Raw genomic sequence first — 25,868 nt, 5'->3', positions numbered from 1 at the left:
CATACCCCATTTGTGGCCTCCAGCAAGTCAGCCTGTTCCGCGCAAAGTCTCGGGACCACGTCTTTGCAACCCCTCGCTGGCGCTCGGGGTAACCTTCGTAGGATTGCCTGACCATCATTCTCGCGAGGCCGAACCGGCCCGCGTCACCAGGAGGACCTGTGCTCACCGCCTTCACCCGTGCGTTCAAGACGCCGGACCTGCGCAGGAAGCTGCTGTTCACCCTCGCGATCGTCATCATCTTCCGGCTCGGCTCGCACGTGCCGGTTCCCGGCGTGAGCTACAAGGCCGTCCAGGCCTGCATCAAGGGTGCGGACTCGACCACCGGTGTGCTCGGCCTCGCCAACCTGTTCAGTGGCGGCGCGCTCCTGCAGCTGTCGATCTTCGCGCTCGGGATCATGCCGTACATCACGGCGAGCATCATCGTGCAGCTCCTCACCGTGGTCATCCCGCGGTTCGAGGCCCTGAAGAAGGAGGGCCAGCAGGGCCAGACGAAGATGACGCAGTACACGCGCTACCTGACGATCGGCCTGGCGGTCCTGCAGTCCTCGACGCTCATCACGTTCGCCCAGAACCCCTCGGCACTGTTCGGCCCCAACTGCACGAGCATCCTGCCCGACGAGTCGATCGTGACCCTGGTCATCATGGTGCTCACCCTGACCGCCGGCACCGGCGTCGTCATGTGGCTCGGCGAGCTGGTCACCGACAAGGGCATCGGCAACGGCATGTCGCTGCTGATCTTCACCTCGATCGCCAGCTCGTTCCCGTCCTCGCTGTGGGCGATCCAGCAGAAGGACGGCCGCTGGGACATCTTCATCGGCGTCATCCTGCTCGGGTTCCTGATCATCGCGCTGGTCGTCTTCGTCGAGCAGAGCCAGCGGCGCATCCCCGTGCAGTACGCCAAGCGCCAGGTCGGCCGCCAGATGTACGGCGGCACCTCGACCTACATCCCGCTCAAGGTCAACATGGCCGGCGTCATCCCCGTGATCTTCGCCTCGTCCCTGCTCGCCCTGCCCTCTTTGCTGGCACAGTTCAACCGGTCGACCACCGGTGACCAAGCCGGCTGGGTGACCTGGATCGACCAGCACCTCGTGCGGGGCGACCACCCGATCTACATGCTCGCCTACATCGTGCTGATCTTGTTCTTCACGTTCTTCTACGTGTCGATCACGTTCAACCCGGTCGAGGTGGCTGACAACATGAAGCGCTACGGCGGCTTCATCCCAGGTATCCGCGCCGGGCGACCCACGGCCGAGTACCTCGACTACGTGCTCACCCGCATCACGGTTCCAGGGGCCATCTACCTCGGCCTCGTCTCGCTGATCCCGCTCATCGCACTGGTACTCGTCGGGGCCAACCAGAACTTCCCGTTCGGTGGCACCTCCATCCTCATCATCGTCGGCGTCGGCCTCGAGACGGTGAAGCAGATCGAGTCGCAGCTGCAGCAGCGCCATTACGAAGGGTTCCTCCGCTGATGCGCCTCATCATCCTCGGCCCGCCGGGTGCCGGTAAGGGCACCCAGGCCGCCAAGATCGCCGCGAGCCTGGGCATCCCCGCGATCTCCACGGGTGACATCTTCCGCGCCAACATCAAGAACGAGACCCCGCTGGGCCGCCAGGTCAAGGAGGTGCTCGCGTCCGGTGGCTACGTCACCGACGAGATCACCAACGCCGTCGTCCGCGACCGGCTCTTCGAGGATGACGCGGAGCAGGGCTTCCTGCTCGACGGCTTCCCGCGCACCGCGGCGCAGGTCGAGACCCTCGACGCGATCCTGGCCGAGCACGGCCACGCGCTCGAGGCCGTCCTCGAGCTGACCGTCGACGACGAGGCCGTGGTCCAGCGACTGCTGAAGCGGGCCCAGATCGAGGGTCGCGAGGACGACACCGAAGAGGTCATCCGCGAACGACAGGCGATCTACCGTCGCGAGACAGCTCCGCTCACCGACGTCTACGCCGCTCGTGGCCTGCTCGTGCAGGTCGACGGGATGGGTTCGGTCGACGACGTCTTCACCCGCATCTCCGACGCCCTCGAAGGGGTTGCTCGATCCTGATGTTCGGCCGGTCCCGCATCGAGACCAAGACCCCAGACCAGATCCTGCGGATGCGCAAGGCTGGTCTGGTGGTCGGTCAGACCCTGCAGCTGATGGCCCAGACGGTCCGTCCGGGGATGACGACCAAGCAGCTCGACGAGCTCGCGGAGGAGCACATCCGCGGGTGTGGGGCGACCCCGTCGTTCCTCGGCTACCACGGCTTCACCGGCTCGCTCTGCACGTCGGTCAACGACGAGGTGGTGCACGGGATCCCCGGGGCGCGGGTGCTGGCCGAGGGTGACCTCATCTCCATCGACTGCGGCGCCATCGTGGACGGCTGGCACGGTGACGCCGCCATCTCCGTGATCGTGGGCGGCCGCGACGCCGGGCGCCCCGAGGACCTCGCGCTCATCGACGCCACCGAGGACTCCATGTGGGCCGGCATCGCCGCACTGTCCGTGGGGGAGTCGCTGTATGCCGTGGGTGCCGGTGTCGAGGACAGCATCGTCGCCTCGGGCGAGCGCGACGGCCACGACTACGGGATCGTCGAGGAGTACGTCGGCCACGGCATCGGCACCGAGATGCACATGGACCCGCAGGTGCCGAACTACCGCGTTCGCGACAAGGGCCCCACGGTGCGCTCGGGGGTGACGGTGGCGATCGAGCCGATGGTGACGCTCGGGTCCGCCGAGACCCGGGTGCTCCAGGACGACTGGACGGTAGTGACCACCGACTCCTCCCGTGCCGCGCACTGGGAGAACACCGTGGCGGTCACCGACGACGGGCTGTGGGTGCTCACCGCCCTCGACGGTGGCAAGGAGCGGCTGGAAGCCGCCGGCGCGGCATACGCACCCCTGGGCTGACCTCCTGCGGGCGGCGGTCCGGAGCACGATTTCGTGCTCAGCGCGTCCTGGCGTAGACTCGTCTGTCGGTGCGCGACCTCGCGCGCCGTATTCGTGTGCGCGCCCCAGCAGGGGGCACCACGCAACAGATTGTGGAGGATATGGCCAAGAAGGACGGTGTCATCGAGATCGAGGGCACGATCGTCGAGGCTCTCCCGAACGCGATGTTCCGGGTCGAGCTCACGAACGGTCACAAGGTTCTCGCTCACATCTCGGGCAAGATGCGCCAGCACTACATCCGGATCCTCCCCGAGGACCGCGTGGTGGTGGAGCTCAGCCCGTACGACCTGACCCGTGGCCGGATCGTCTTCCGCTACCGCTAGACGCACCACCCGTTAGACCTGCTGGCCCATCCGGACCGGCAGTGCCAGATCGAGGCGAAGCAGAGGCTATGAAGGTTCAGCCGAGCGTCAAGAAGATCTGCGACAAGTGCAAGGTGATCCGCCGTCACGGCCGGGTCATGGTGATCTGCGAGAACCTGCGCCACAAGCAGCGCCAGGGCTGACCAGAAGTACCGCGAGACCCCGAAACGGGTCTCGCCTGAGCACGACTCGCATCTCTTCGAGAAGCGCACAAGTGAATTGACCGCAGTACCCGGCCCCTGGAGGCAGCGTCGTCGACGCAGCCCAGGACGTCACCCCCGGCCCGGAGGCCGAGGACCGGTGCCCCGAGGAAAGCTTCGGGACCAAGCCCGGAACGGTACTGCTCCAGACCTCCGGTGAAACAAAGGAAACACACAAGATGGCACGTCTTGTTGGTGTTGATCTCCCACGCGAGAAGCGCGTCGAGATCGCTCTCACCTACATCTTCGGAGTGGGTCGTACCCGCTCCCAGCAGGCGCTGGCTGCCACGGGTGTCAACCCGAACACCCGCGTCCGCGACCTGACCGACACCGAGCTGGTCCAGCTCCGTGACTTCCTCGAGGCGAACGTCAAGATCGAGGGTGACCTCCGTCGCGAGATCGCCGCCGACATCCGCCGCAAGGTCGAGATCGGTTCCTACGAGGGCATCCGCCACCGCCGCGGCCTGCCCGTGCGTGGACAGCGCACCAAGACCAACGCGCGCACCCGCAAGGGCCCGAAGCGCACCGTCGCCGGCAAGAAGAAGGTTGGTAAGTAATGCCTCCCAAGGCTCGCACTGCCGGCGCCAAGAAGGTGCGCCGCAAGGAAAAGAAGAACATCGCCCACGGGCACGCTCACATCAAGAGCACCTTCAACAACACCATCATCTCGATCACGGACCCCACCGGCGCCGTCATTGCCTGGGCCTCCGCCGGCCAGGTCGGCTTCAAGGGTTCACGCAAGTCCACCCCGTTCGCTGCGCAGATGGCCGCCGAGGCTGCCGCCCGCCGCGCGATGGAGCACGGCATGCGCAAGGTCGATGTCTTCGTCAAGGGTCCGGGTTCTGGCCGCGAGACCGCCATCCGCTCCCTGACTGCGACCGGCCTCGAGGTCGGTGCGATCAGCGACGTCACCCCCTCGCCGCACAACGGTGTCCGCCCGCCCAAGCGCCGCCGCGTCTGAGCCGTCGGTAAAGAACAGGGAGATAGAGAAAACTCATGGCTCGTTACACCGGCCCCATCACCAAGAAGTCGCGTCGCCTCAAGGTCGACCTCGTCGGCGGCGACAAGAACTTCGAGCTCCGTCCCTTCCCGCCCGGCCAGCACGGCCGTCGTCGGATGCAGGAGAAGGAGTACCTCACCCAGCTGCAGGAGAAGCAGAAGGCTCGCTTCACCTACGGCGTCATGGAGAAGCAGTTCCGCGGTTACTACAAGGAGGCCTCACGGCGTTCTGGTAAGACCGGTGAGACCCTGCTGCAGATCCTCGAGTCCCGCCTGGACAACGTGGTCTACCGCGCCGGCCTGGCCCGCACCCGTCGTGCGGCTCGCCAGCTCGTCACGCACGGCCACTTCGAGGTCAACGGCGTGCGCGTGGACGTTCCGTCCTACCGCGTCGAGCAGTACGACATCATCACCGTTCGCAAGCAGTCCGTGAACACCTTCCCGATCGAGCTGGCTCGCCAGACCTTCGGTGAGCGCCCCACCCCGGCCTGGCTCCAGGTCGTCCCGGGCACGCTGCAGATCATGATCCACCAGCTCCCGGAGCGTGCGCAGATCGACACGATCCTCACGGAGCAGCTGATCGTCGAGCTCTACTCCAAGAACTGACGGCAGGAGGTATGCCGCGTGGGTGACCACGCGGCATACCTCGCCTTCGGCTGTGGTCGCAGACAGAGGCAACCACGGCAGCCGGTCGGACCGGCACATCATCGGCGTCATATAGCGGTCGCCGACGAGGAAGGAAATACCCGTGCTCATTGCACAGCGCCCATCCCTCAGCGAAGACGTGGTTGCAGACAACCGCAGCCGCTTCGTCATCGAGCCCCTCGAGCCCGGCTTCGGCTACACGCTCGGCAACTCCATGCGCCGCACGCTCCTGTCGAGCATCCCCGGCGCAGCCGTGACCAGCATCCGCATCGACGGTGTGCTGCACGAGTTCTCCACGATCCCCGGGGTCAAGGAAGACGTCACCGAGATCATCCTCAACATCAAGGGCCTGGTCGTCTCCTCGGAGCACGACGAGCCGGTCGTCATGTACCTGCGCAAGCAGGGTGCGGGCGCCGTCACCGCCGCGGACATCGCGCCGCCGGCCGGGGTCGAGGTGCACAACCCCGACCTGCACATCGCCACGCTCAACGGCAAGGGCAAGATCGAGATGGAGCTGACCGTCGAGCGCGGTCGCGGCTACGTCTCGGCCAACCAGAACAAGTCCGGTGACCAGGAGATCGGCCGCATCCCGGTCGACTCCATCTACTCGCCCGTGCTGGCCGTGACCTACAAGGTCGAGGCCACCCGTGTCGAGCAGCGCACCGACTTCGACAAGCTCATCGTCGACGTCGAGACCAAGAACTCGATGGCTCCGCGTGACGCCATGGCTTCGGCCGGCAAGACGCTGGTCGAGCTGTTCGGGCTGGCCCGTGAGCTCAACGTCGAGGCCGAGGGCATCGACATGGGCCCGTCCCCGACCGACGCCGCCCTGGCCGCCGACCTGGCGCTGCCGATCGAGGACCTCGACCTCACCGTCCGGTCCTACAACTGCCTCAAGCGTGAGGGCATCCACACCGTGGGTGAGCTCGTGGGTCGCAGCGAGGCGGACCTGCTCGACATCCGCAACTTCGGTGCGAAGTCGATCGACGAGGTCAAGGCCAAGCTCGTCGGCATGGGTCTGGCGCTCAAGGACAGCCCGCCCGGGTTCGACCCGAGCGCGATCGCTGACAACTACGGCGACTACGACGACGACTTCGCTGACGACGGCCGTTCGCTGGCCGAAGACGAGCAGCTCTGACCAACCGCCGCTGAGGGGCGGGCGGGAGACCATCCGCCCCTCGCACACCAAGGAGAACCTGAACCATGCCTACCCCCACCAAGGGTCCCCGTCTCGGCGGCGGTCCGGCCCACGAGCGACTGATCCTGGCCAACCTGGCGCAGTCGCTGTTCGAGCACGACTCGATCACCACCACCGAGGCCAAGGCCAAGCGCCTGCGCCCGCTGGCCGAGCGTCTCGTGACGTTCGCCAAGCGCGGTGACCTGCACGCCCGTCGTCGCGTCCTGTCGGTCATCTCCGACAAGGGTGTCGTGCACCGTCTCTTCACCGAGATCGCGCCCGACATGGCCGAGCGTCCCGGCGGATACACCCGTATCACCAAGATCGGCGCCCGCAAGGGTGACAACGCCCCCATGGCCGTGATCGAGCTCGTCCGCGAGCCGATGGCCAAGAAGGCGACCGTCAAGGAGGCGGAGGCCGCCACCAAGCGCTCCGCCAAGCAGGCCGAGGCCAAGGAGGCTGCTGCCGAGACCAAGGCTGCGGAGGACGAGGCCAAGGTCGAGGCCGAGGAGACCACCGAGGCGACCGAGACCACCGAGGCTTCGGCCAAGGAGGTCCCGGCCGGCGCCGTCGCCGCCAACGAGGACGGCTCGTCCCCCGACGCGGAGTACACCGTCAAGGGCAACGCCGACTCCGGCAAGTACCACGAGGCCGACGGTCAGTGGTTCGACCAGACGGTGGCCGAGTTCTGGTTCAAGTCTGCTGCCGACGCCGAGGGCGCTGGCTTCACGAAGGCCGGCGCCTGACCCAGGCCGCTGCAGCACGTGCGGGCCGTCCACCCTTCGGGGTGGGCGGCCCGCTTCTCGTGTGACTTGTTGCCCGACGGCGGTCACGGAGGGGCTGTTTCGGGGGTCCGTTGACGAGCGTCCGGCAACAAGTGCGGGCGTCCTGCGACTTGTTGCCAGGTGGCGGTCCCGGAGGGGCTGTTTCGGGGGTCTGGTGACGTGCGTGGGGCAACAAGTGCGGGCGCTCTGCGACGTGTTGCCAGACGGCGGTCACGGAGGGGCTTTTTCGGGGGCCTGGTGACGTGCGTCCGGCAACAAGTGCGGGCGTCCTGTGACTTGTTGCTGGGTGGCGGTCACGGAGGGGCTGTTTCGGGGGTCTGGTGACGTGCGTGTGGCAACAAGTGCGGGCGTCCTGCGCGTCAGGACTGCCGTCGACCGCGTCAGGTATGCCGGGGGGCCGGCTCTGCGCGGAAGGCGCCGGCGAGCGGGAGGATGGCCAGGATCAGGACCATCGGCACGGCGAAACCCGGCCGCAGGGAGTCGGAGCCGACGACGCCGGTGAGGACCGCGCCGAGCAGGCCGCCGACGTAGTTGAACTGGTTGAACCGGGCGATGACCGCGTCCACCCGCGCGCGGCGCGCCTCGGGGTCGAGCCCACCGCCGGCCACGACTGCCGCCGCGGAGAAGGACAGGGGAGCGATCACCGCCACCGAGCCGCCGAGCACGGTGAAGCCCAGCACGGCGACGGGCCACGACGGCGAGAAGACGATGACGGCCAGCGCCGCGCAGGCGACGAGTGCACCGATCCGCAGCAGCGGCACCGCCCCGACCCTGGCCACCGCGGCGTCGCCGGCGAGCCGAGTGCCAAGGCTCGCCACGAGGTAGGGAAGGGTCGCGAGGGGGAGCAACCAGTCAGGGGCATCGTGCACCGACTTGAGGAAGACCGGCCCCCACGTGGTGGCTGCCGTGTCGACCATGTAGAAGAGGACCATCGCGGCGCCGAGCAGGGCTATCTTGCGCCAGGGCACCTCGAGGGCGGGGCTGTCCGAGGCAGTGGCGGGGGCGTCGGCACTCGTGGGCAGCAGGGGTGCCGCGAGCAGTCCGAGGGCGAGCACACAGAGCGGCAGCAGGCCGGTGACCAGTCCGAGTCGGGTCACGGCGATCGTGACGAGCGTCGCCACGATCCCGCCCGCGGTCCAGGCGCCGTGGAAGGACGGCAGGATGGTGCGGCCGTAGCGGTGCTCCACCGCCACCGCCTGCATGTTGGAGGCCGCGTCGACCGCTCCCAGCCCCAGGCCGTAGACCGCCAGGCCCGCCACGAAGACGGCACGCTGCGGCGCCACCGCGACAGCACCCAGGCCCACTGCCTGCAGGGCGAACCCGGCCCGCAGCGTGCCGGCGCTGCCCATGCGGGTGGCCGCCAGCTCGGCGAGGGCGGACCCAGCGCCGGCGAGCAGCACCACCATGAGCAGCAGGCCCGAGACGAACAGCTCCGAGAGGTCCCAGATGGTCTGGAACCTCGGCAGCCGCGTCGTCAGCGAGATGAACAGCAGGCCCTGCACGGCAAAGGCGGCGGCGACCGCTGCGCGGTGTCGGGGCAGCGCGGCGGTGGTCGGCAGCGGGGCGGTGGCACTCCTCACTCGGCCACTCTGGCAGACGTCAGGTCAGGCGGGGGCCAACCCTCGCGCGTGGCTAGGCTTTGACGTATGGACGAGCAGCAGGGGGAGCCGACGACTGCGCCCCTGCGGATCCGGCTCGACTTCGGCTACGACGGCACCGACTTCTCCGGATGGGCGGCCCAGCCGGGCCTGCGCACCGTGGAAGGCGTGCTGTCCGCTGCCCTGAGCACCATCCTGCGCGCCGAGGAGCCGGTGCGGCTGACCGTCGCTGGGCGCACGGATGCCGGGGTCCACGCGCGCGGTCAGGTGGCACACCTCGACCCGGAGCCGGCCGGCTGGGCGCAGCTGCCAGGTCGCTCGACCCGCACTCCCGAGGAGGCGGCGTTGAGCCGGCTGCGCGGCATACTCCCGATCGACATCGGCATGCGGGCAGTGGCCGTCGCCGCCGAGGGTTTCGACGCGCGGTTCTCGGCGCTGCAGCGGCGGTACCTCTACCGACTGGCCGACCGACCGGAGCTGGCGGACCCGCTTCGTCGCCGCGACACGGTTGTCACCAAGCGCACCCTCGACGTCGACGCCATGCACGCGGCGGCACAGAAGCTGTTGGGGCTGAACGACTTCGGGGCGTTCTGCAAGAGGCGGGAAGGCGCGACCACGGTGCGGACCCTGCTCGACTACTCGTGGCGGCGAGCCGACGACGGCACGCTCGAGGCGACGGTGGTGGCTGACGCGTTCTGCCACTCCATGGTGCGCTCACTGGTGGGGGCCGTGGTGCCGGTGGGCGAGGGACGCCGCCCGGTGGACTGGCCGGCCGAGGTGATGCGGGCGGCGGTCCGGGACGCCGCTGTCGTGGTGATGCCGCCGCACGGTCTCTCGCTCGAGGAGGTCGTCTATCCCGACGACCCGGGGCTGGCTGTCCGCGCCAGGGAGTCGCGGGTCAGGCGAACCCTCGACTGACCCGCGCACTCGGGTTTGGCTCAGGCGTCCTCGGGCAGCGGCGGCCCGACCACCTCGAGTCCGTACTTCGGCCCGACGGCGTTCCAGCGCGGGATCTCCTCCGCCATGGGTCGCCCGTCAGCGCCCGGCAGGCGGAGCTCGCCGGCCGGCAGGCCGACCTCGTCGTAGAGGCCGAAGAGGTGACCGGGGTCGGCCAGCCCGAGGAAGCGCACCGGCCGGTCGCCCGTGACGCGGAAAGCGTGGGGGAGCATCGGCGGCAACCAGATGAAGTCACCCTCGGTCAGGTGGAAGACCTCGTCCCCCGCGCGGTAGGTCATGCTGCCGTCCAGGAGGTAGAACGCCTCCGCCTCACGGTGGTGGCGGTGCAGGGGTGTCGCGATGCCCGGAGGCTGGGTGACCAGGGCAACGCCGAGCTTGCCCCCGGACTCCTGCGCCGTCAGCAGGTGCTCGAATAGCGAGCCCATGGCCCAGGTGCCGCGCGCATCTCCCTGGCGCCGGAAGACCGCCCGGGGTTGTGGCATGGCCTCGTCGTCGCGCTCGGTGGCGGTGGCAGTGGCAGTGGCGGTAGCGGTGGCGGTGGGGGCCGTGGCGGGCGTCGACTTCTCGGTCATGGGGTTTCCTCCCGAATATTCATCCGAAACGGATTCGGGCGAATATTGGTAAGGTATGCCCGATGAGCGACTCCGTCAAGCCTCGGCGCTACACCTCGCCCGTCCGCGCCGAGCGGGCTGCCCGCACCCGCCGCGAGGTACTGGCGGCGGCGCGAGACCTGTTGTCGGACAACGGGTATGCCGCCACGACGGTGGCTCAGATCGCCGCCCGTGCAGGGGTGTCGGTCGACACCGTGTACGCCAGCGTCGGGCGCAAGCCCGAGCTGATGGTGGCGGTGATCGACATGGTGCTGGGTTCCTCCGACGAGCCGATCCCGGCAGAGCAGCGCGACTACGTCCGCGCGGTGCGGGCTGCGCCGTCGGGCCGGGCCAAGATCGCCGTGTATGCCGCGTCGCTCGGTCGGCTGATGCCGCGGACGGCGCCGCTCATCGACGCCTTGCGTCGCGCGGGCGACGCCGACGAGAAGTGCGCGCAGGCGTGGGACCGGCTCGTGGAGCGGAGGGCAGCGAACATGCTGCTCTTCGCCGCGGACCTCCGGTCGACCGGTCACCTGCGGGCCGACCTGACCGACCGCGAGGTCGCCGACATCGTCTGGTCGACCAACGGGCCGGAGTACTGGCTGCTCCTGGACTCACGCGGCTGGTCGGCGCAGCGCTACGCCGCCCACCTTGACGACCTGTGGTGTCGGATGCTGCTCAGCGGCGACCCCTGAGGGGCCCCTGTCGCGTGCGGTTCGCCAGGTGAGGGTGAGGGTGCGGGGGCGAGCCAGCCACGCGGGAGCAGGCCGGCTCGCCCCGGGGCTCAGGGAGCCAGGGACGCGTAGCCGCGTGAGTCGTGGATCGCCAGACCGGCGAAGGTGGGCGACGTCGAGAAGGCCGCCGTGACCGCAGCCAGCTGGACCTCCATCTGGGTGCGGGTCATCCCGGCGAAGGTCTGCTTGACCTCGGTGGGGTCGACGCCCAGGACGTTCGTCTCCTGGCCGATCCGCACCGGGCGGCCGAGCTGGGCGCCCGCCGCCACCTCGGCCGAGGCCAGGGCGATCGTGCCGTCCGGTCCGTCGGCGTGGTTGCGGTAGGCCATCACGGCGACCGCATCGGTGCGTCGCATGATCTCGCGGTCCAGCGTCGAGCCGTTCGCGGCGACCTCGTCGAACCAGAAGGGGATGTCCGCCTCGATCGCCGTGCCCGCCGCGGCGGTGCGCAGGGTGTCGAGGGTGGCGAGGTACTTCGTGATGACGGCCTTGCGGTTCTTCGTCCAGGCGGGGGTCGTGTAGGGCTCGATGTCGACGTGGAGACCCGTGAACAGTCCGGTCGCGAGCGTCGGTCGCAGCCAGTTGGTGACCACCCACGCCGGGTTGTCGACCCATCCCGGGTCGCCGCCGAGGGCGTCGACGCGCAAGCCGGCCGCGTCGGCCAGGGCGACGAGCTGCTGCAGCTCGGCGAGCTTCGGCGAGGTGTCCACGTGCGGGGGCACGGCGGCATACAGCTGGCCGATCCTGCGGGCCGTCGCGAGGGTGACGACCGCCTGTGGGTCGGAGGTGTCCCAGACCCACATGGCTCGTGCGGCCGCAGGGCGACCCGAGCGGTCGACCGCGGTCAGCGGGGCAGCCATTGCCTGACCTGCCACCGTCACACCGACGGCACCGACGATCGCCACGAGGGCGACCTTAGCCATGAGGCGGAGGGGAGATGCGGGGCGTGGCACACGTTGTCCTTTCGACGACCTCGCCCATCATCGGGGGCCGGCCGCAGTGCCCCTGACCAACTTGGCCAAGCCTTTAAGGTCGTCTAGTCCCTTTGTGCTGGTTCGCCCAGCCAGACAACTGAGATGACGTGCGGTGGCCGCGTAGAGCACCCTTGACCCCGTGGGACACCTCGACATCAACACCGTGAACTTCACCCTGCCCGACGGCAGGCCGCTGCTCAGCGACGTCTCGCTGAGGGTGGGAGAGGGTGCCAAGGTCGCGCTCATCGGTCCCAACGGCACGGGAAAGACGACGCTCGGACGGATCATCGCCGGGGACCTGGTGGCCCACGAGGGGGCGGTGACCCGCTCCGGGGGCCTCGGCGTGATGCGCCAGTTCGTCGGCCAGGTGCGCGACGAGTCGACGGTGCGTGACCTGCTGCTCTCCGTGGCGCCGGCGCCGGTGCGCGAGGCTGCGGCCGAGATCGACCGCACCGAGCTGCTGATGATGGAGCGTGACAGCGAGGCCGACCAGATGGCCTACGCCCACGCACTGGTGGCGTGGGGCGACGTGGGCGGCTACGACTACGAGACGCTGTGGGACGTCTGCACCGTCGCAGCCCTTGGTATGCCGTTCGACAAGGCCCAGTGGCGCAAGGTCACCACCCTGTCAGGTGGAGAGCAGAAGCGGGTCGTCCTCGAGGCGCTGCTGCGCGGCCCCGAGGAGGTGCTGCTGCTCGACGAGCCGGACAACTACCTCGACGTGCCGGCCAAGCGGTGGCTGGAGGACCAGCTCATCGCCTCGCCGAAGACCGTGCTGTTCGTCAGCCACGACAGGGAGCTGCTCAACCGCGTGGCGACGAGGGTCGCCACCCTCGAACCAGGCGGGGCCGGTTCGACCCTGTGGGTCCACCCGGGCCGGTTCGCGACCTACCACCAGGCCCGCGAGGACCGGAACTCACGCCTCGAGGAGCTGCGTCGGCGCTGGGACGAGGAGCAACAGAAGATCAAGGACCTGGTGCAGATGCTCAAGGTCAAGGCCAAGTACAACGACGGGATGGCGCCGCGCTACCACGCCGCCCAGACGCGCCTGCGCAAGTTCGAGGAGGTCGGGCCCCCGCAGGAGACGCCCCTGCGCCAGAACGTCAACATGCGGCTCAAGGGTGGTCGCACCGCGAAGCGAGCCGTCATCGCCGAGCGGCTCGAGCTGACCGGCCTGATGAAGCCGTTCGACCTCGAGATCTGGTTCGGCGAGAGGGTCGCGGTCCTGGGCAGCAACGGCTCGGGCAAGTCGCACTTCCTGCGCCTCGTGGCCGCCGGCGGGAGCGATCCGGACGCCGAGCACCGCCCGGTCGGCGACATCCAGCCGGTGTCGGTGACGCACACGGGTCGCCTGCGGCTGGGCTCGAGGGTGCGGCCCGGCTGGTTCGCCCAGACCCACGAGCAGCCGGCCCTCGTCGGCCGGACCCTGCTCGAGATCCTGCACCGCGGCGACGAGCACCGCACCGGACGTCCCCGCGAGGAGGCGGCCCGGGTTCTCGACCGGTACGGTCTGGCCCGCGCCAGCGAGCAAACCTTCGAGTCGCTCTCGGGCGGCCAGCAGGCGAGGTTCCAGATCCTGCTCCTCGAGCTGTCCGGCGCGACCTGCCTGCTGCTCGACGAGCCGACCGACAACCTCGACCTGCACTCGGCCGAGGCCCTCGAGGAGGGGCTCGAGGCGTTCGAGGGGACCGTCATCGCCGTCACCCACGACCGATGGTTCGCCCGTGGCTTCGACCGGTTCCTGGTCTTCGGTGCCGACGGGCGGGTGTACGAATCGGACGAACCGGTCTGGGACGAGGGCCGGGTCGTCCGCGCCCGCTGAACCGGCCCCCACGGAGCGTCACCGTGGGGATGCGTGTAAAGGTTTTCGCAGCTAGCGTGCGAGGCACCGCAGCGCGCCGAAGGAGTCGCGCCGCGACCTCGGAGGAGCATCACATGCCAGGTCCACGCCGTCTGTATGCCGTGCTGCTGGGTGCAGCCCTCGCGATCGGTTCGGGGGTGGTGTCGGGGTCTCCCGCGGTGGCGGTGCCACCGACCGCAACGGTCACCCTCGTCGGAGACCTGCAGACCGAGCTCGGCTGCTTCGAGGACTGGTCGCCTCCGTGCGACGCCTCCAAGCTGGCCCGGGTCGGCACCACTGCCACCTATGCGAGCACCTTCACCGTGCCAGCGGGGACGTGGGCCTTCAAGGTCGCCATCAACGACTCGTGGGCGGTCAACTACGGGGTGGACGGCAAGCCCGACGGGGCGAACCTCTCGCTCAAGCTGCTCAGCCCGATGCGGGTGGCGTTCAGCTACGACGACACGAGCCACGTGGTCTCCTTCGCCCCCGCGGACCTGGCCGGGGGCACGACGGCCGCCGACGCGGCATACGCGAAGAGCTCCTTGCGCTCCTCCCTGACGCGTGAGCGCTTCTACTTCGTCATGGCCGACCGGTTCGCCAACGCCTCGACGGCCAACGACGCCGGAGGGTTGACGGGTGGACCCTTGACGACGGGTCTGGACCCGACCGCCAAGGGCTTCTACCACGGTGGCGACCTCAAGGGCGTCGAGAGCAAGCTCGACTACATCAAAGGCCTTGGCACCACAGCGATCTGGCTGACGCCGAGCTTCAAGAACAAGGCGGTGCAGGGCGGCCCGGGGCAGGAGAGCGCCGGGTACCACGGCTACTGGGTCACCGACTTCACGCAGATCGACCCGCACCTGGGAACCAACGCCGACATGACGTCGCTGATCGCCGCGGCCCATGCCAAGGGCATGAAGGTCTTCTTCGACATCATCACGAACCACACGGCCGACGTCATCGACTACGAGGGCGGCAAGTACACCTACCGGTCCAAGGGCAGGTTCCCCTACAAGGACGCCTCGGGCACGACCTTCGACGACCGTGCCTACATCGACAAGGCGTTCCCGGAGATGAACCCGGCCACGTCGTTCCCGTACGTGCCCTTCTTCCACCCGGGCGGCGACACCGCCAAGGTCCCGGCGTGGCTGAACAACCCGCTGATGTACCACAACCGAGGTGACTCGACCTTTGCCGGCGAGTCCTCGACCTACGGCGACTTCTCGGGACTGGACGACCTGTTCACCGAGCGCCCCGAGGTCGTCAAGGGCATGGGCGACATCTACAAGAAGTGGGTCGACTTCGGCATCGACGGGTTCCGCATCGACACCGTCAAGCACGTGAACCTCGAGTTCTGGCAGAAGTTCATCCCCGACATCCTCGGCCATGCCAAGCAGGCCGGGAAGCAGGACTTCTTCGCCTTCGGCGAGGTCTTCGACGGAAACCCCGCGGTCATGTCCGAGTACACGACGGCCGGCAAGCTCCAGGCCACCCTCGACTTCGGGTTCCAGCAGCAGGGCGTCGACTTCGCCAAGGGCCGGCCCGCCAAGACCTTGGCCGACTTCTTCGCCAAGGACGACTGGTACACCGACGCCGACAGCAACGCCTACCAGCTGCCGACGTTCCTCGGGAACCACGACATGGGCCGCGTCGCGATGTTCCTCAAGGACTCGGCGACCACCGAGGCCGAGCACCTCAAGCGGGTCCAGTTCGCGGACTCGCTCATGTTCACGACACGTGGCAACCCGGTCACCTACTACGGCGACGAGCAGGGCTTCGTGAGCACCGGTGGTGACCAGGCCGCGCGCGAGGACATGTTCGCGAGCAAGGTCGCCCTCTACAACAACGAGACGGTGCTCGGCGGCCCCGACGGCTCGATGGACCGGTACGGCACCACCAACCCGATCTACCAGCACATCGCGGCACTGTCCCAGGTCCGGGCCAAGCACCCTGCGCTCGCCGACGGTGCCCAGATCAACAGGTATGCCGCCGACGGTGCCGGAATCTTCGCGGTGTCCCGCATCGACGCGGGGCAGAAGGTCGAGTACGTGGTCGCGGCCAACAACGACACCAAGGCTTCCACGGCCACGTTCCCGACGTGGAGCAAGGGCAACGGGGTGGTGTTCACGCCGGTGTTCGGCACCGACACCGCGACGAAGCCGAAGGCTGACGGGTCGGTCACCGTCACCGTCCCGCCGCTCACGGTGAGCGTGTGGCGGGCCAACAAGGCCATCGCCACCTCCGGCGCGGTCCCGACCGTCCAGGCCGAGGTGGTCGGCGCCGACGGAGGCCACGGCATCTACGGCCGCGCCGAGATCACGGCGAAGGTCCAGGCCAGCACCTTCGCCCAGACGACCTTCCTCTACCGGCCGGTCGGGACGTCGACCTGGACGACCCTGGGCACCGACGACAACGCTCCGTTCCGCGTGTTCCACGACGTCTCGGGCTTCCCGGTCGACACCTACCTCGAGTACCGCGCCGTCACCAAGGACGCCGCTGGCCGGGTCGCCGCCGACTCCACCTGGGCTGTGGTCGCGAACCCGCCCCAGCCGGTGATCGACAACGGTGACCGGCCTGCCACGCAGCCGACCAGCGTCACTGTGGCCGGCACGCACAACTCCGAGATGGGTTGCTCGGAGGACTGGATGCCTGCGTGCACCCAGGCCATGCTGGCGTTCGACCCCAACGACGGCATCTGGAAGAAGGCCTTCACCCTCCCCGCAGGGTCCTACTCCTACAAGGCCGCTCTCGACGGCGGCTGGGCGGAGAACTACGGCGACAAGGGGATTCGCGACGGCGCGAACATCTCCTACGACACCGACGACGGCAAGGTGACCTTCTACTACGACCCCACGACCCACTGGGCGACGTCCGACGAGCAGGGGCTGATCGTCACGGCGCCGGGCACCTTCCAGTCCGAGCTCGGCTGCTCCGCCGACTGGCAGCCCGCCTGCATGCGACCGTGGTTGCAGGACAAGGACGGTGACGGTGTCTTCACGTGGTCCACGAAGCTGATCCCCGCCGGCGACTACGAGTTCAAGGTGGCCTACGGGCTGTCGTTCGCCGAGAGCTACGGGGACGGCGGTGGTGCGGCCAACATCGCACTGACCGTGCCTGCTGCCGGCGCGACGACGACCTTCAGCTTCGACTCGGTGTCGCACCTCACGACGGTGACGAGCGAGTGAGGGGCTAGCTGACCAACGCGATGCGACGGCCTTCGAGGTGCACGCGGAAGCCTCCCGCGACCACCTCGACGCTGGTCAGGCGCATGCCCTGGGGCAGTCCCTCGACCTGCTGACGGACGGTCACGAGGCGTCGCACGGCAGCCGAGGCCGCGGTGTTGAGGAGGTCCGGGCCACCCAGGTCCACCGTCTCCGGCTCGATCACGAGCAGGCCGTCCTCGGCGCGCACGGTGCCCGTCGCGGTCACCGGTACGTCGCGACCCAGCAACGTCACGGTCCGGCGCAGGCCCGCGTGGCCCGACCCCGCGGCATACAGCACCACGCCGTCGCCCACCTGCGCGCCGGCGGACGCGAAGGGGAGGACGGCGTCGATGGTCAGGCTGCCCGCGGTGAGGCCCCGCTCGGTGAGGCTCACCTCGCGCCCTGTCGCGCGCACGTCGGTGAGCGGGCCGTCAGCCGTGAGGACGGCGGCGCTGTCGAGGGCGACTGTCGACAGCCAGGTCTGTCCCTGTCCGAGCCGCGTCGGCGCGCCGGGGATCGCCACGGGCGGCGGGCTCGGTGGCGGGTCGTCGTGAGGGACGGACAGCACCAGGGCCGCAACCCCTGCCGCGAGGAGGAGGGCAGCGGCCAGCAGTCCGGTGAGGAGACCGAGCAGGAACCTGCGCATGCCCCATCCTCTCCCGTGCTGGCGACCCTGCCGGCTCACTGGGTGGTGGCGGCGTCCTCGACCTCGCGCTGTCCCACCTCGAGCTCCTCCACGTCGAGCCCCTCCACCTCGCGCTCCTCCACGTCGCGCCCCTCGACCGGCTGGGCGTGCCGCCGGCGCCAGGCCGGGAGGAAGCAGACGAAGCCCAGGGTGCTGATGGCCCCCGCGACGACCATCGCCGTGGCGATCGACGTGCGCGCAGCCAGGAGGCCGAGCAGGGGACCCGCGACAGCGCCGCCCGCCTGCATGACGAGGGAGCCCAGGGACAGGATCGTCGCTCGGTTCTTCGCGCTCGCCTCGCGGTGCATCAGGCCCATGTACGCGGGACTGGCAGCCCCGTGCAGCGAGTAGGTCACGAGGTAGGCCGCGATCAGGGCGGCAGGTCCGAGGACCAGGCCCATCGCCACGACGCCGAGGCCGTTGAGCACGCGACCGAGCACGGCGGCCTGCACCAGCCCGAAGCGGTCGGCGGCGCGGCCGCCGAGCCACGACCCGACCGAGAACAGCGCCCAGCCTCCCGCCGCCGCCGGGCCCATCCACGCTCCGGCCCTGGCCTCCGAGCCGAGGAGGTCGGACAGGCGCAGGGGCATCAGCGTCTCGTAGGCCATCATCCCGATGACCCAGAAGAGCTCGACCGTGACCAGCCCGGCCAACACGCGGTTGCGGGTCACCAGGCGGACGCCGTCGCGCACCACCACGGGCGTCTCACGGACCGAGTCGGCCAGCCGGGCCCGCATCCTGCTGTCGCTGCGCGGGGTCTCGCGCAGCAGCACGACGGTGGCGACCAGGTGCACGACGCACAAGGCCACGAAGACCTGGATCGGCAGGAGCAGCGCGCTCGAGTCGCGGAACGGGTGCCAGGCGACCAATGCACCCGACACGAGTGCACCGCCACCCATGCCGATCCCGACCAGCACGCCCTGGGCAGACATGGCGCGGTGGACGTCGGCCCCTGGTTCGCGCTCGTGAACCGTGTCGACGTACCAGGCCTCGAGGGGCCCGGAGTCCAGCGCCCGGTAGACCCCCATCAGGCCGGCCGACAGGGCGAACTGCCAGAAGGACTGGGCGAAGAGGAAGGCCACGCCGGCGCCGATGTTGACCACCCCGGCGACCAGCAGGAGCGGACGTCTGCCGAGCGCATCGGCGAAGCCGCTCGTCGGCAGCTCGAGCAGGAAGACCATGATCCCCTGCGCGGTCATGTAGAGCGTGATCTGCTGGATGGTGAGGCCGCGCTCGCGGGCGACGAGGGTGAAGATGCCGACCACGAAACCGACGGGGAGCCACCGGGTCGTGCTGAGGATCAGGAAGACCCGCTTGGCGGCTGTGGGGGAGAGGGCGGTCACGACATGTCCTTGCCGGTCGGGACCCGGTCGAGGTCCAGCGGGTAGATGGCGCTGTAGACGGCCAGCCGCCGTGCTTTCGGGTTGCCCTGCCCCACGCGGCGGTACTTGAGGAGGAGCTCGTCGAGCTCGACCTTCAGCTGCTCCACCTGCTCGGGGGTGGCGACGACGAAGTTGTCGCTCATCCCCGCCGCGTCCCGCCACTCGAGGGGCCAGGTCTCCTGGACGTCGAGCCAGCGCTCGAACTGCTGGGCGAAGTGGCGGGCGTAGTCGCGCACCAGCCAGTTGAGCGCCGTCTCGGAGTCCTCGTCGCCGGCGAAGTCGCTCGCCTCCCAGGTGTGGAAGTCGGTGGCCGCCTGCCAGAGCCGTCGCTTGCCCTCACCCTCGCCGGTGTCCGAGACGAGGCCCACCGACTCGAGCTTGCGCAGGTGGTAGGACGTCGCCCCCGAGTTGGTCGAGAGCCGGGTGGCGAGGTCGGTGGCGGTCGCCGGGCCGTCGACGCGCAGTGCGCTCAGCAGTCGTGACCGCAGGGGGTGGGCGAGGACCTTGAGCGCGGCGGCGTCGAGCCGAAGGCCGGTCAGGTCGCCGATCTTCGTGGTGGAGGTGGCCATGCGTGCACAATACCTTTGCACAGTTCGTTTGCACAAGTAGTGTGCAAGGAAAATGTGCATGGGTATCGCCGCAGGTCAGGGGCTGTTTTCTGGGCTGTCAGAGGCGATTTGGGTGCACAGCGCGTTGCCCGTAAACTTGAGCACTGTTGTGCCGTGCGCCCTCGAAAGGCGACACCCCGGACCGCCCAGCGGTCCGTGCGCCTCGGGCGCACACGGCATACCGAACCATCGCAGTTCCTCATGACCACCGCATTTCCCGACATGACCGATGTAAAGGTTCAGAACTTTGCGCACCTTCACCCCGAAGCCGGCCGAGGTCACTCGCACCTGGCACGTCATCGACGCCACGGACATCGTCCTGGGTCGCCTGGCGAGCCAGACCGCGATCCTCTTGCGCGGCAAGCACAAGACCACGTTCGCCCCGCACGTTGACGGTGGCGACTTCGTCATCATCATCAACGCCGAGAAGGTCGCCCTCACCGGCGCCAAGCTCGAGCAGAAGAAGGCCTACCGCCACTCCGGCTTCCCGGGCGGCCTCAAGAGCACCTCCTACACCGAGCTGCTCGCCAAGAGCCCGGCCAAGGCCGTGGAGAAGGCCGTCCGCGGCATGCTCCCGCACACCACGCTCGGTCGTGAGCAGCTGACCCACCTCAAGGTCTACGCCGGCTCCGAGCACCCGCACAGCGCCCAGAAGCCCGTCCCGTTCGAGATCACCCAGGTCTCCCAGTAAGGATTTCTTGTGACTGACATCAACACTGAGACCCCTGTCGAGGGTGACGAGGTCGAGCTGACCGAGTACACCTCCGAGTCCGAGGGCCCCGTCTCCGACGAGCCCACCCGTCGCGCGAGCGCCACGGCGCCCGGCGCCGCGACCGGTCGACGCAAGCAGGCCATCGCCCGCGTGCGCATCGTCCCCGGCACCGGCGAGTGGAAGATCAACGGCCGCACGCTCGAGGCGTACTTCCCCAACAAGGTCCACCAGCAGATCGTCAACGAGCCGCTCACGCTGCTCGAGCTCGACGGTGCCTACGACGTGCTCGTGCGCGTCCACGGTGGTGGCCCCTCCGGCCAGGCGGGCGCGGTCCGCCTCGGCGTGGCCCGCTCGCTCAACGGGATCGACGAGGAGCTGAACCGTCCGGCGCTCAAGAAGGCCGGCTTCCTCACCCGTGACGCCCGCGTCCCGGAGCGCAAGAAGGCTGGTCTCAAGAAGGCCCGCAAGGCTCCGCAGTACTCCAAGCGCTGATCCTGGCTCCTGCCAGCAGCACCGCCCCAGGCGGCACCCGACAGTTCGGGTGCCGCCTGCGGCGTTGTCAGGAGTAGGTTCGCTCCAGTTGCGTCCGTGTGCCCGGGCCAGGCCGACGAGGTATGCCGGGTGCGCACCCTGATCGTCGGAAAGGCTCCCCTCCATGCCCACAACGGCACGACTCTTCGGTACCGATGGTGTTCGCGGCCTCGCGAACGTCGACATCACGGCCGAGCTCGCGCTGCGGCTCAGCGTGGCGGCAGCGCACGTCCTCGGTGACGACGCCCGCCGCGCCGGTCGCCGCCCCAAGGCCGTGGTCGGCCGGGATCCCCGCGCCTCGGGTGAGTTCCTCTCCGCCGCCGTGATCGCGGGCCTGGCCTCGGCCGGGGTCGACGTCTACCACGCGAACGTGCTGCCGACGCCCGCCATCGCGTTCCTCACCGGGGACACCCATGCCGACTTCGGCGTGATGCTGTCGGCGTCGCACAACGCCATGCCCGACAACGGAATCAAGTTCTTCGCCGCAGGCGGTCACAAGCTCGACGACCAGATCGAGGACGAGATCGCCGCCCGGCTCGACCAGGAGTGGGACCGCCCCACCGGCGCCGACGTGGGGCGGGTCGTGACCATGCCCGACGGACACACCCGCTACATCTCCCACCTCCTCACGGTGTTGCCCAACCGGCTCGACGGCATCAAGGTCGTCATCGACGGTGCCCACGGAGCGGCGAGCTCGGTCTCGCCCGAGGTGTTCCGGCTGGCCGGCGCGGAGGTGTTCGAGATCGGCACCGAGCCGGACGGCCTCAACATCAACGACGGTTACGGCTCGACCCACCTCGACCACCTCAAGGCCGCCGTCCTCCGCCGCGGTGCACACCTCGGCATCGCTCACGACGGTGACGCCGACCGCTGCCTCGCGGTGGACGCGAACGGCGTCGAGGTCGATGGCGACCAGATCATGGCCATCCTCGCGGTGTCCCTGAAGTCGCGGGGAGCCCTCGCCAAGGACACGCTGGTCGCCACGGTGATGAGCAACCTGGGTCTGCTCCAGGCCATGGAGCGCGAGGGGATCGCCATGCGACAGACCGCGGTGGGCGACCGCTACGTCCTGGAGGACATGCGGGCGTCGTCGTACTCCCTCGGTGGCGAACAGAGCGGCCACGTCATCTTCCTCGACCACGGCACCACGGGCGACGGCGTCCTCACCGGCCTGATGCTGGCTGCCCGCGTGGCCGAGACCGGTCGGCCGCTCTCCGAGCTGGCCACCGTGATGCGCCGCCTGCCTCAGGTCCTGATCAACGTCAAGGACGTCGACAAGTCTCGCGTCGAGTCCGACGAGGAGCTCCAGCAGGCCGTCAAGGCCGAGGAGGTGGCGCTCGCCGGCACCGGTCGCGTGCTGCTGCGCAAGTCGGGCACCGAGCCTGTCGTCCGTGTCATGGTCGAAGCCGGCGAGCAGCAGCAGGCCCAGGCAGTGGCCGACCGTCTCGTCGAGGTCGTCAAGGCCCGCCTCTCGCTTCACCCCGGAACCGTTTCGGGGTGAAGCCGACCCTTCCCGGTAGACCCGATAAAGCTGGGATCAGGGCGTGACCCGGCGAAGCACCACCCAGGCGGCCGCGCCGAGCGCCACCGCCAGCAGGAGCGGGTAGCCACTGGTCAGGGCCAACGGGTCGGTGTCGGTGAAGAATCGCCCGACGGTGTTCCACGCGTGGCGCCAGGTGACGAGCAGGGCCGCGCCACATCCCAGCAGGAGGCTGGCCGTCGACAAGGAGAACATCCCGGTCTGCCCCCACCGCTTTAAGACGGTGCCCATGAGCATTCCCAGCGCCGACACGCAGATGAAGGGCACGGTGTAGGTGAGGAACAGTTCGACGGGGTTGCCGCGGTCCAGGAACCAGGGACCGAAGAACCGCATGTGGACGCCCCAGCCGTGTGTGGCCGCCTCGATGGCGTGGAGGGCGGTGAGCACGACACCCGCGAGCACGGACTGCCCCAGGACGTACAGACACGTTCCCTGGAAGAAGCTGCGACGGGTGGAGCTCAACCCCATCGCCAGGGGGAACACCTGCGTCCACAGCGACAGGTTCGCGAAGATCGCAACGCCGTAGAGCGAGGCGATACCACCGGTCTGCCGGTCGGCGACGGGCACGTCGGTGAGGCCGAAGATCGCGAGGTTGGCGAAGAACGAGATGGCCAGGATGATCCACGGCCAGAACATGGCGATCGGTCCAGGGAGCAGGTGGATCCGCAGGGTCTTCAGGGCTGCACTCATGAGTGGTGGGCCTCCTCGTGCTGGATCACGGTGTCGGGCTGGAGAGTGTCGGGGTGCGGTGGTGGGCCGGTGGTGGTGCGCACAACCAGCTGCTGGAGCGAAACAGGCTCGAGGCGGAGCCCATGCCGTTCGGCGATACCGGTGGGTGCACCTCGGACGGTCAACCGCGTGAAGCCGCCCAGGCTCTCTCGGTGCACGACCTCGTGACCGGTGGCGAAGTCGTCGACCGCCCCGCTCGGGCCGCTGACCACGACGAGGCTCCCTCGCAGGACGTCGGTGTCCTCGTCGACGACCACCCGCCCGTGGTCGAGCACCACGACGTGGTCGAGCAGGTCGCTCACCTCGTCGATGAGGTGGGTCGAGAGCACGATGGTGCGCGGGTGCTCGGCGTAGTCGGCCAGCAGCCGGTCGTAGAACAGCTGCCGAGCCACGGCATCGAGCCCGAGGTAGGGCTCGTCGAAGATCGTCAGGGGAGCGCGTGACGCGAGGCCGAGCACGACACCGACCGCCGACAGCTGGCCACGCGACAGCTTCTTGACCCGCTGGGTCGTCCGGAGCCGGAACTGGTCGACGAGCTCCTGCGCGAGGTCTTCATCCCACCTCGCGAACGAGATCCGGCCGGCCGAGAGGACGTGACGCACCGTGAAGCTGTCGGGGTAGTGCTGTCCCTCCCTGACGAAGCAGACCCGGTCGAGGACGTTGGCGTTCTCCCACGGGTCCTCGCCGAAGGCCCGCACGTCGCCGGAGGTCGCGAGGGCTTGTGCCGTCAGGATCTGCATCAGGGTCGTCTTGCCGGCGCCGTTGCGTCCGAGGAGGCCGTGGATGGCGTTCTCCTCCAAGCGAATTGAGACATCTTCCAGGGCGCTGACGTCTCCGAACCGCTTGCTGACGTGGTCGAGCTCGATGATGCTCACTGGTCTTCCTCCCACACGTCTATCAGCTTTCTCACGTAGTCAGGCTCGATGCCGAGCTTGTGCGCCTCGGTCATGAGCGGCGCGACGAACTGCCGCGCGAAGTCCTCCCGGCGCCGTTCGAGCAGGCGCGAGCGCGCCCCGGTGGCGACGAACATCCCGATTCCCCGTTTCTTGTAGATGATCCCGTCGGTCGCGAGCTGGGTCACGCCCTTGGCCGCCGTGGCCGGGTTGATCCGGTGGAACGCGGCGAGCTCGTTGGTCGAGGGGACCTGGCTCTCCTCGTCGATCGACCCGTCGACGATCGAGTTCTCGATCTGTTCGGCGATCTGGAGGAAGATCGGCCGGCCGTCGTCCATCAGTGGGCGCCCCTTCAGTTAGCCGGTTAGTTAGTCGAGTAACTAACCATGCAACCAATCACCGCCCGATGTCAAGCCCGGTGGTTCGGGTGTGGGTATGCCGTGTGGTCCCCACCCGGCATACCTGCTCGGAAACGCGTTGCTGGCTAAGCGGACTCGTCGAGAAGGCCGACGATGTGCCGGGCGATCTCGAAGGAGCTGGTCGCGGCCGGCGACGGGGCGTTGAGGACGTGCACCACCGACCCGGACCGCTCGATCAGGAAGTCGTCGACCAGCGAGCCGTCGCGCTTCATGGCCTGCGCGCGCACCCCTGCCGGGGCCGGCACCAGGTGTTCGTCGCGCACGTCGGGGACGAGGCGGCGCAGGCTGTCGGCGAACCGGTGGCGGGACAGGGACCGCGCGATCTCCGCAGAGCCGGCGCGGTAGTTGCGGGCTGCGAGCCGCCAGAAGCCCGGGTACGTCAGGGTGTCACGCAGCTCACGCAGCTTGACCGTGCGCCAGTCGTACCCCTCTCGGGCGAACGCGAGCACGGCGTTCGGCCCGGCGTGGATGTGCCCACCGATGCCACGGGTGAGGTGCACGCCGAGGAACGGGAAGTCCGGGTCGGGTACGGGGTAGATGAGGTTTCGCACGAGCGGTGTCGCCTCGGGCGTCAGCTCGAAGTACTCGCCGCGGAACGGCACGATGCGGGCCGAGGGCTGGTGGCCCAGGCGGCGCGCGACCTCGTCGCAGTGCAGACCGGCGCAGGCCACGACGAGGTCCGCCGCGATGTCGCCCGCCGTGGTGCGCACGATGGTCGTGGCCGCCGAGCGGACGGCACCGAGGACCTCGGCCCCCAGTATGAGGGTGGCGCCTGCCCGTTCGAGGCGCCGCACGAGGGCCTCGCACACGGCGCCGTAGTCGATGATCCCCGTCGCGGGAACGTGGAGGGCGGCGAGGGCGCTGACGTGCGGTTCGTGCTCCCTGGCCTGTTCCCCGGGGAGCCTGTCGACGACCAGACCGTTGGCGAGGCCGCGCTCCTGCAGGCGCGCCAGGCCCGGCAGCTCGTCCTCGCGCGTGGCCACGACGAGCTTGCCGCAGATCTCGTGGGGGATGGCCTCCTCCTCGGCGAAGGCAACCATCGATGCGGCGCCGGCTCGGCACATCAGAGCCTTCTTCGAGCCGGGCGCGTAGTAGAGCCCGGAGTGGATCACCCCACTGTTGCGCCCGGTCTGGTGGGCCGCCCAGCGGTGCTCCTTCTCGACCAGCGTGACGTGGGCGTCAGGGTGCTCTCGGCACAGCCGCTCCGCGACGGCGAGCCCGATGATCCCGCCGCCGATCACGAGATAGCGCAGCGGCGTCGGCATGCGCCCAGCGTAGAACCGGCCGGGACGGACCCGTGGCGGAACGACCATGATCGTCGCGCCGGAATGCCCATGGCCGGCCAGCGGTTGTCACGACCGGTTGGTGAGCCGA

Annotated in this window: 27 protein-coding genes; 17 read left to right on the top strand and 10 right to left on the bottom strand. The window is 69.0% G+C overall.

Annotated features, from left to right (window positions below; translation table 11 throughout):
• The first annotated feature begins 158 nt into the window (after positions 1 to 158).
• The 10 genes from secY (at position 159) to rplQ (ending at position 7,057) form a co-directional block, all read left to right on the top strand.
• Positions 159 to 1,472 carry a preprotein translocase subunit SecY gene (gene secY / locus AC1DS4_RS07415; protein WP_477613502.1) on the top strand — a complete coding sequence of 438 codons (1,314 nt, stop codon included), beginning with the start codon at positions 159 to 161 and terminating at the stop codon, positions 1,470 to 1,472.
• Positions 1,472 to 2,047 (top strand): adenylate kinase, encoded by a 576-nt coding sequence (locus AC1DS4_RS07410; RefSeq protein ID WP_477624085.1) that lies wholly within the window; start codon positions 1,472 to 1,474, stop codon positions 2,045 to 2,047. Before secY ends, AC1DS4_RS07410 begins: the two co-directional genes overlap by 1 nt.
• Complete coding sequence (map, locus tag AC1DS4_RS07405) at positions 2,047 to 2,889, top strand: type I methionyl aminopeptidase (RefSeq protein WP_477624086.1); 843 nt, start codon at positions 2,047 to 2,049, stop codon at positions 2,887 to 2,889. Before AC1DS4_RS07410 ends, map begins: the two co-directional genes overlap by 1 nt.
• 140 nt (positions 2,890 to 3,029) lie before the next feature.
• Positions 3,030 to 3,251 carry a translation initiation factor IF-1 gene (gene infA, locus AC1DS4_RS07400; RefSeq protein ID WP_006946284.1) on the top strand — a complete coding sequence of 74 codons (222 nt, stop codon included), beginning with the start codon at positions 3,030 to 3,032 and terminating at the stop codon, positions 3,249 to 3,251.
• Positions 3,252 to 3,319: 68 nt separating this feature from the next.
• Complete coding sequence (gene rpmJ / locus AC1DS4_RS07395) at positions 3,320 to 3,433, top strand: 50S ribosomal protein L36 (RefSeq protein WP_010148647.1); 114 nt, start codon at positions 3,320 to 3,322, stop codon at positions 3,431 to 3,433.
• 236 nt (positions 3,434 to 3,669) lie between these two features.
• Positions 3,670 to 4,047, top strand: a complete 378-nt coding sequence (gene rpsM, locus AC1DS4_RS07390; RefSeq protein ID WP_477613499.1) for a 30S ribosomal protein S13 — start codon at positions 3,670 to 3,672, stop codon at positions 4,045 to 4,047.
• The gene (gene rpsK / locus AC1DS4_RS07385; RefSeq protein WP_057378146.1) at positions 4,047 to 4,451 is read left to right on the top strand and encodes a 30S ribosomal protein S11; all 405 of its coding nucleotides are present in this window, start codon (positions 4,047 to 4,049) and stop codon (positions 4,449 to 4,451) included. The genes rpsM and rpsK overlap by 1 nt, the downstream gene beginning before the upstream one ends.
• A gap of 35 nt (positions 4,452 to 4,486) precedes the next feature.
• Entirely contained in the window at positions 4,487 to 5,095 is a 609-nt protein-coding gene (rpsD, locus tag AC1DS4_RS07380; protein ID WP_477613498.1) for a 30S ribosomal protein S4, read from the top strand.
• A 142-nt stretch (positions 5,096 to 5,237) separates the two neighbouring features.
• Positions 5,238 to 6,272: a DNA-directed RNA polymerase subunit alpha gene (locus AC1DS4_RS07375; RefSeq protein ID WP_477613497.1), complete on the top strand. Its 1,035-nt coding sequence runs from the start codon at positions 5,238 to 5,240 to the stop codon at positions 6,270 to 6,272.
• Between the two features lie 65 nt (positions 6,273 to 6,337).
• Positions 6,338 to 7,057 carry a 50S ribosomal protein L17, sunset domain variant gene (rplQ, locus tag AC1DS4_RS07370; RefSeq protein WP_477624088.1) on the top strand — a complete coding sequence of 240 codons (720 nt, stop codon included), beginning with the start codon at positions 6,338 to 6,340 and terminating at the stop codon, positions 7,055 to 7,057.
• 419 nt (positions 7,058 to 7,476) lie between these two features.
• On the opposite strand, the gene AC1DS4_RS07365 is transcribed toward rplQ, so the two are convergent.
• The gene (locus AC1DS4_RS07365; RefSeq protein WP_477624089.1) at positions 7,477 to 8,676 is read right to left on the bottom strand and encodes an MFS transporter; all 1,200 of its coding nucleotides are present in this window, start codon (positions 8,674 to 8,676) and stop codon (positions 7,477 to 7,479) included.
• A 66-nt stretch (positions 8,677 to 8,742) separates the two neighbouring features.
• Here AC1DS4_RS07365 and truA point away from each other — a divergent pair, with 66 nt between their 5' ends.
• A complete protein-coding gene (truA, locus tag AC1DS4_RS07360; RefSeq protein ID WP_477624090.1) occupies positions 8,743 to 9,612 on the top strand; it encodes a tRNA pseudouridine(38-40) synthase TruA in 870 nt (289 codons plus the stop codon).
• Positions 9,613 to 9,632: 20 nt separating this feature from the next.
• On the opposite strand, the gene AC1DS4_RS07355 is transcribed toward truA, so the two are convergent.
• Complete coding sequence (locus AC1DS4_RS07355) at positions 9,633 to 10,223, bottom strand: dimethylsulfonioproprionate lyase family protein (RefSeq protein WP_477624091.1); 591 nt, start codon at positions 10,221 to 10,223, stop codon at positions 9,633 to 9,635.
• A gap of 62 nt (positions 10,224 to 10,285) precedes the next feature.
• Between AC1DS4_RS07355 and AC1DS4_RS07350 the strand changes: the two genes are divergently transcribed.
• Positions 10,286 to 10,936 (top strand): TetR/AcrR family transcriptional regulator, encoded by a 651-nt coding sequence (locus AC1DS4_RS07350; protein ID WP_477624092.1) that lies wholly within the window; start codon positions 10,286 to 10,288, stop codon positions 10,934 to 10,936.
• Positions 10,937 to 11,025: 89 nt separating this feature from the next.
• On the opposite strand, the gene AC1DS4_RS07345 is transcribed toward AC1DS4_RS07350, so the two are convergent.
• Positions 11,026 to 11,898, bottom strand: a complete 873-nt coding sequence (locus tag AC1DS4_RS07345) for a hypothetical protein (RefSeq protein ID WP_477624093.1) — start codon at positions 11,896 to 11,898, stop codon at positions 11,026 to 11,028.
• A 190-nt stretch (positions 11,899 to 12,088) separates the two neighbouring features.
• Between AC1DS4_RS07345 and AC1DS4_RS07340 the strand changes: the two genes are divergently transcribed.
• On the top strand, positions 12,089 to 13,771 hold the full coding sequence (locus AC1DS4_RS07340) for an ABC-F family ATP-binding cassette domain-containing protein (protein ID WP_477632339.1): 1,683 nt from the start codon (positions 12,089 to 12,091) through the stop codon (positions 13,769 to 13,771).
• 113 nt (positions 13,772 to 13,884) lie between these two features.
• Positions 13,885 to 16,977 carry a pullulanase X25 domain-containing protein gene (locus AC1DS4_RS07335; RefSeq protein ID WP_477632340.1) on the top strand — a complete coding sequence of 1,031 codons (3,093 nt, stop codon included), beginning with the start codon at positions 13,885 to 13,887 and terminating at the stop codon, positions 16,975 to 16,977.
• A gap of 4 nt (positions 16,978 to 16,981) precedes the next feature.
• On the opposite strand, the gene AC1DS4_RS07330 is transcribed toward AC1DS4_RS07335, so the two are convergent.
• The 3 genes from AC1DS4_RS07330 to AC1DS4_RS07320 are packed head-to-tail and all read right to left on the bottom strand — an operon-like array spanning position 16,982 to position 19,631.
• Positions 16,982 to 17,641, bottom strand: coding sequence for an LmeA family phospholipid-binding protein (locus AC1DS4_RS07330; protein WP_477624096.1), 660 nt, complete (start codon positions 17,639 to 17,641; stop codon positions 16,982 to 16,984).
• Positions 17,642 to 17,676: 35 nt separating this feature from the next.
• Positions 17,677 to 19,023: an MFS transporter gene (locus tag AC1DS4_RS07325; RefSeq protein WP_477624097.1), complete on the bottom strand. Its 1,347-nt coding sequence runs from the start codon at positions 19,021 to 19,023 to the stop codon at positions 17,677 to 17,679.
• The gene (locus tag AC1DS4_RS07320; RefSeq protein WP_477624098.1) at positions 19,020 to 19,631 is read right to left on the bottom strand and encodes a helix-turn-helix domain-containing protein; all 612 of its coding nucleotides are present in this window, start codon (positions 19,629 to 19,631) and stop codon (positions 19,020 to 19,022) included. The genes AC1DS4_RS07325 and AC1DS4_RS07320 overlap by 4 nt, the downstream gene beginning before the upstream one ends.
• Positions 19,632 to 19,917: 286 nt before the next feature.
• On the opposite strand from AC1DS4_RS07320, the gene rplM reads away from it, so the two are divergent.
• The 3 genes from rplM to glmM all read left to right on the top strand — a co-directional run bounded on the left by rplM (position 19,918) and on the right by glmM (position 22,414).
• Entirely contained in the window at positions 19,918 to 20,361 is a 444-nt protein-coding gene (gene rplM, locus AC1DS4_RS07315; RefSeq protein ID WP_140743592.1) for a 50S ribosomal protein L13, read from the top strand.
• A gap of 9 nt (positions 20,362 to 20,370) precedes the next feature.
• Entirely contained in the window at positions 20,371 to 20,874 is a 504-nt protein-coding gene (rpsI, locus tag AC1DS4_RS07310; RefSeq protein ID WP_477613485.1) for a 30S ribosomal protein S9, read from the top strand.
• Positions 20,875 to 21,037: 163 nt separating this feature from the next.
• Positions 21,038 to 22,414: a phosphoglucosamine mutase gene (glmM, locus tag AC1DS4_RS07305; protein ID WP_477646016.1), complete on the top strand. Its 1,377-nt coding sequence runs from the start codon at positions 21,038 to 21,040 to the stop codon at positions 22,412 to 22,414.
• A gap of 36 nt (positions 22,415 to 22,450) precedes the next feature.
• Here glmM and AC1DS4_RS07300 read toward each other — a convergent pair whose 3' ends face one another.
• From AC1DS4_RS07300 to lhgO, 4 genes are all read right to left on the bottom strand, one after another.
• The gene (locus AC1DS4_RS07300) at positions 22,451 to 23,143 is read right to left on the bottom strand and encodes a hypothetical protein (protein WP_477624099.1); all 693 of its coding nucleotides are present in this window, start codon (positions 23,141 to 23,143) and stop codon (positions 22,451 to 22,453) included.
• On the bottom strand, positions 23,140 to 24,057 hold the full coding sequence (locus tag AC1DS4_RS07295; RefSeq protein ID WP_477624100.1) for an ABC transporter ATP-binding protein: 918 nt from the start codon (positions 24,055 to 24,057) through the stop codon (positions 23,140 to 23,142). The genes AC1DS4_RS07300 and AC1DS4_RS07295 overlap by 4 nt, the downstream gene beginning before the upstream one ends.
• Positions 24,054 to 24,413, bottom strand: coding sequence for a GntR family transcriptional regulator (locus AC1DS4_RS07290; protein ID WP_477624101.1), 360 nt, complete (start codon positions 24,411 to 24,413; stop codon positions 24,054 to 24,056). Before AC1DS4_RS07290 ends, AC1DS4_RS07295 begins: the two co-directional genes overlap by 4 nt.
• Before the next feature lie 146 nt (positions 24,414 to 24,559).
• The gene (gene lhgO / locus AC1DS4_RS07285) at positions 24,560 to 25,759 is read right to left on the bottom strand and encodes an L-2-hydroxyglutarate oxidase (protein ID WP_477632341.1); all 1,200 of its coding nucleotides are present in this window, start codon (positions 25,757 to 25,759) and stop codon (positions 24,560 to 24,562) included.
• Positions 25,760 to 25,868: the final 109 nt, after the last annotated feature.

Source organism: Pedococcus sp. P3_C7, assembly GCF_056402615.1.
This window is presented reverse-complemented; position numbering and strand designations above follow the sequence as displayed.

What these genes read in the sequence shown, in the direction of transcription:
- AC1DS4_RS07320 (WP_477624098.1), bottom strand. Translation starts at nt 19,631, where the DNA reads ATGGCCACCTCCACCACGAAGATCGGCGACCTGACCGGCCTTCGGCTC.
- rpsD (WP_477613498.1), top strand. Translation starts at nt 4,487, where the DNA reads ATGGCTCGTTACACCGGCCCCATCACCAAGAAGTCGCGTCGCCTCAAG.
- AC1DS4_RS07350 (WP_477624092.1), top strand. Translation starts at nt 10,286, where the DNA reads ATGAGCGACTCCGTCAAGCCTCGGCGCTACACCTCGCCCGTCCGCGCC.
- infA (WP_006946284.1), top strand. Translation starts at nt 3,030, where the DNA reads ATGGCCAAGAAGGACGGTGTCATCGAGATCGAGGGCACGATCGTCGAG.
- AC1DS4_RS07335 (WP_477632340.1), top strand. Translation starts at nt 13,885, where the DNA reads ATGCCAGGTCCACGCCGTCTGTATGCCGTGCTGCTGGGTGCAGCCCTC.
- truA (WP_477624090.1), top strand. Translation starts at nt 8,743, where the DNA reads ATGGACGAGCAGCAGGGGGAGCCGACGACTGCGCCCCTGCGGATCCGG.
- rpmJ (WP_010148647.1), top strand. Translation starts at nt 3,320, where the DNA reads ATGAAGGTTCAGCCGAGCGTCAAGAAGATCTGCGACAAGTGCAAGGTG.
- AC1DS4_RS07355 (WP_477624091.1), bottom strand. Translation starts at nt 10,223, where the DNA reads ATGACCGAGAAGTCGACGCCCGCCACGGCCCCCACCGCCACCGCTACC.
- rpsK (WP_057378146.1), top strand. Translation starts at nt 4,047, where the DNA reads ATGCCTCCCAAGGCTCGCACTGCCGGCGCCAAGAAGGTGCGCCGCAAG.
- map (WP_477624086.1), top strand. Translation starts at nt 2,047, where the DNA reads ATGTTCGGCCGGTCCCGCATCGAGACCAAGACCCCAGACCAGATCCTG.
- AC1DS4_RS07410 (WP_477624085.1), top strand. Translation starts at nt 1,472, where the DNA reads ATGCGCCTCATCATCCTCGGCCCGCCGGGTGCCGGTAAGGGCACCCAG.
- AC1DS4_RS07345 (WP_477624093.1), bottom strand. Translation starts at nt 11,898, where the DNA reads ATGGCTAAGGTCGCCCTCGTGGCGATCGTCGGTGCCGTCGGTGTGACG.
- rplQ (WP_477624088.1), top strand. Translation starts at nt 6,338, where the DNA reads ATGCCTACCCCCACCAAGGGTCCCCGTCTCGGCGGCGGTCCGGCCCAC.
- rpsM (WP_477613499.1), top strand. Translation starts at nt 3,670, where the DNA reads ATGGCACGTCTTGTTGGTGTTGATCTCCCACGCGAGAAGCGCGTCGAG.
- AC1DS4_RS07300 (WP_477624099.1), bottom strand. Translation starts at nt 23,143, where the DNA reads ATGAGTGCAGCCCTGAAGACCCTGCGGATCCACCTGCTCCCTGGACCG.
- AC1DS4_RS07290 (WP_477624101.1), bottom strand. Translation starts at nt 24,413, where the DNA reads ATGGACGACGGCCGGCCGATCTTCCTCCAGATCGCCGAACAGATCGAG.
- AC1DS4_RS07330 (WP_477624096.1), bottom strand. Translation starts at nt 17,641, where the DNA reads ATGCGCAGGTTCCTGCTCGGTCTCCTCACCGGACTGCTGGCCGCTGCC.
- glmM (WP_477646016.1), top strand. Translation starts at nt 21,038, where the DNA reads ATGCCCACAACGGCACGACTCTTCGGTACCGATGGTGTTCGCGGCCTC.
- lhgO (WP_477632341.1), bottom strand. Translation starts at nt 25,759, where the DNA reads ATGCCGACGCCGCTGCGCTATCTCGTGATCGGCGGCGGGATCATCGGG.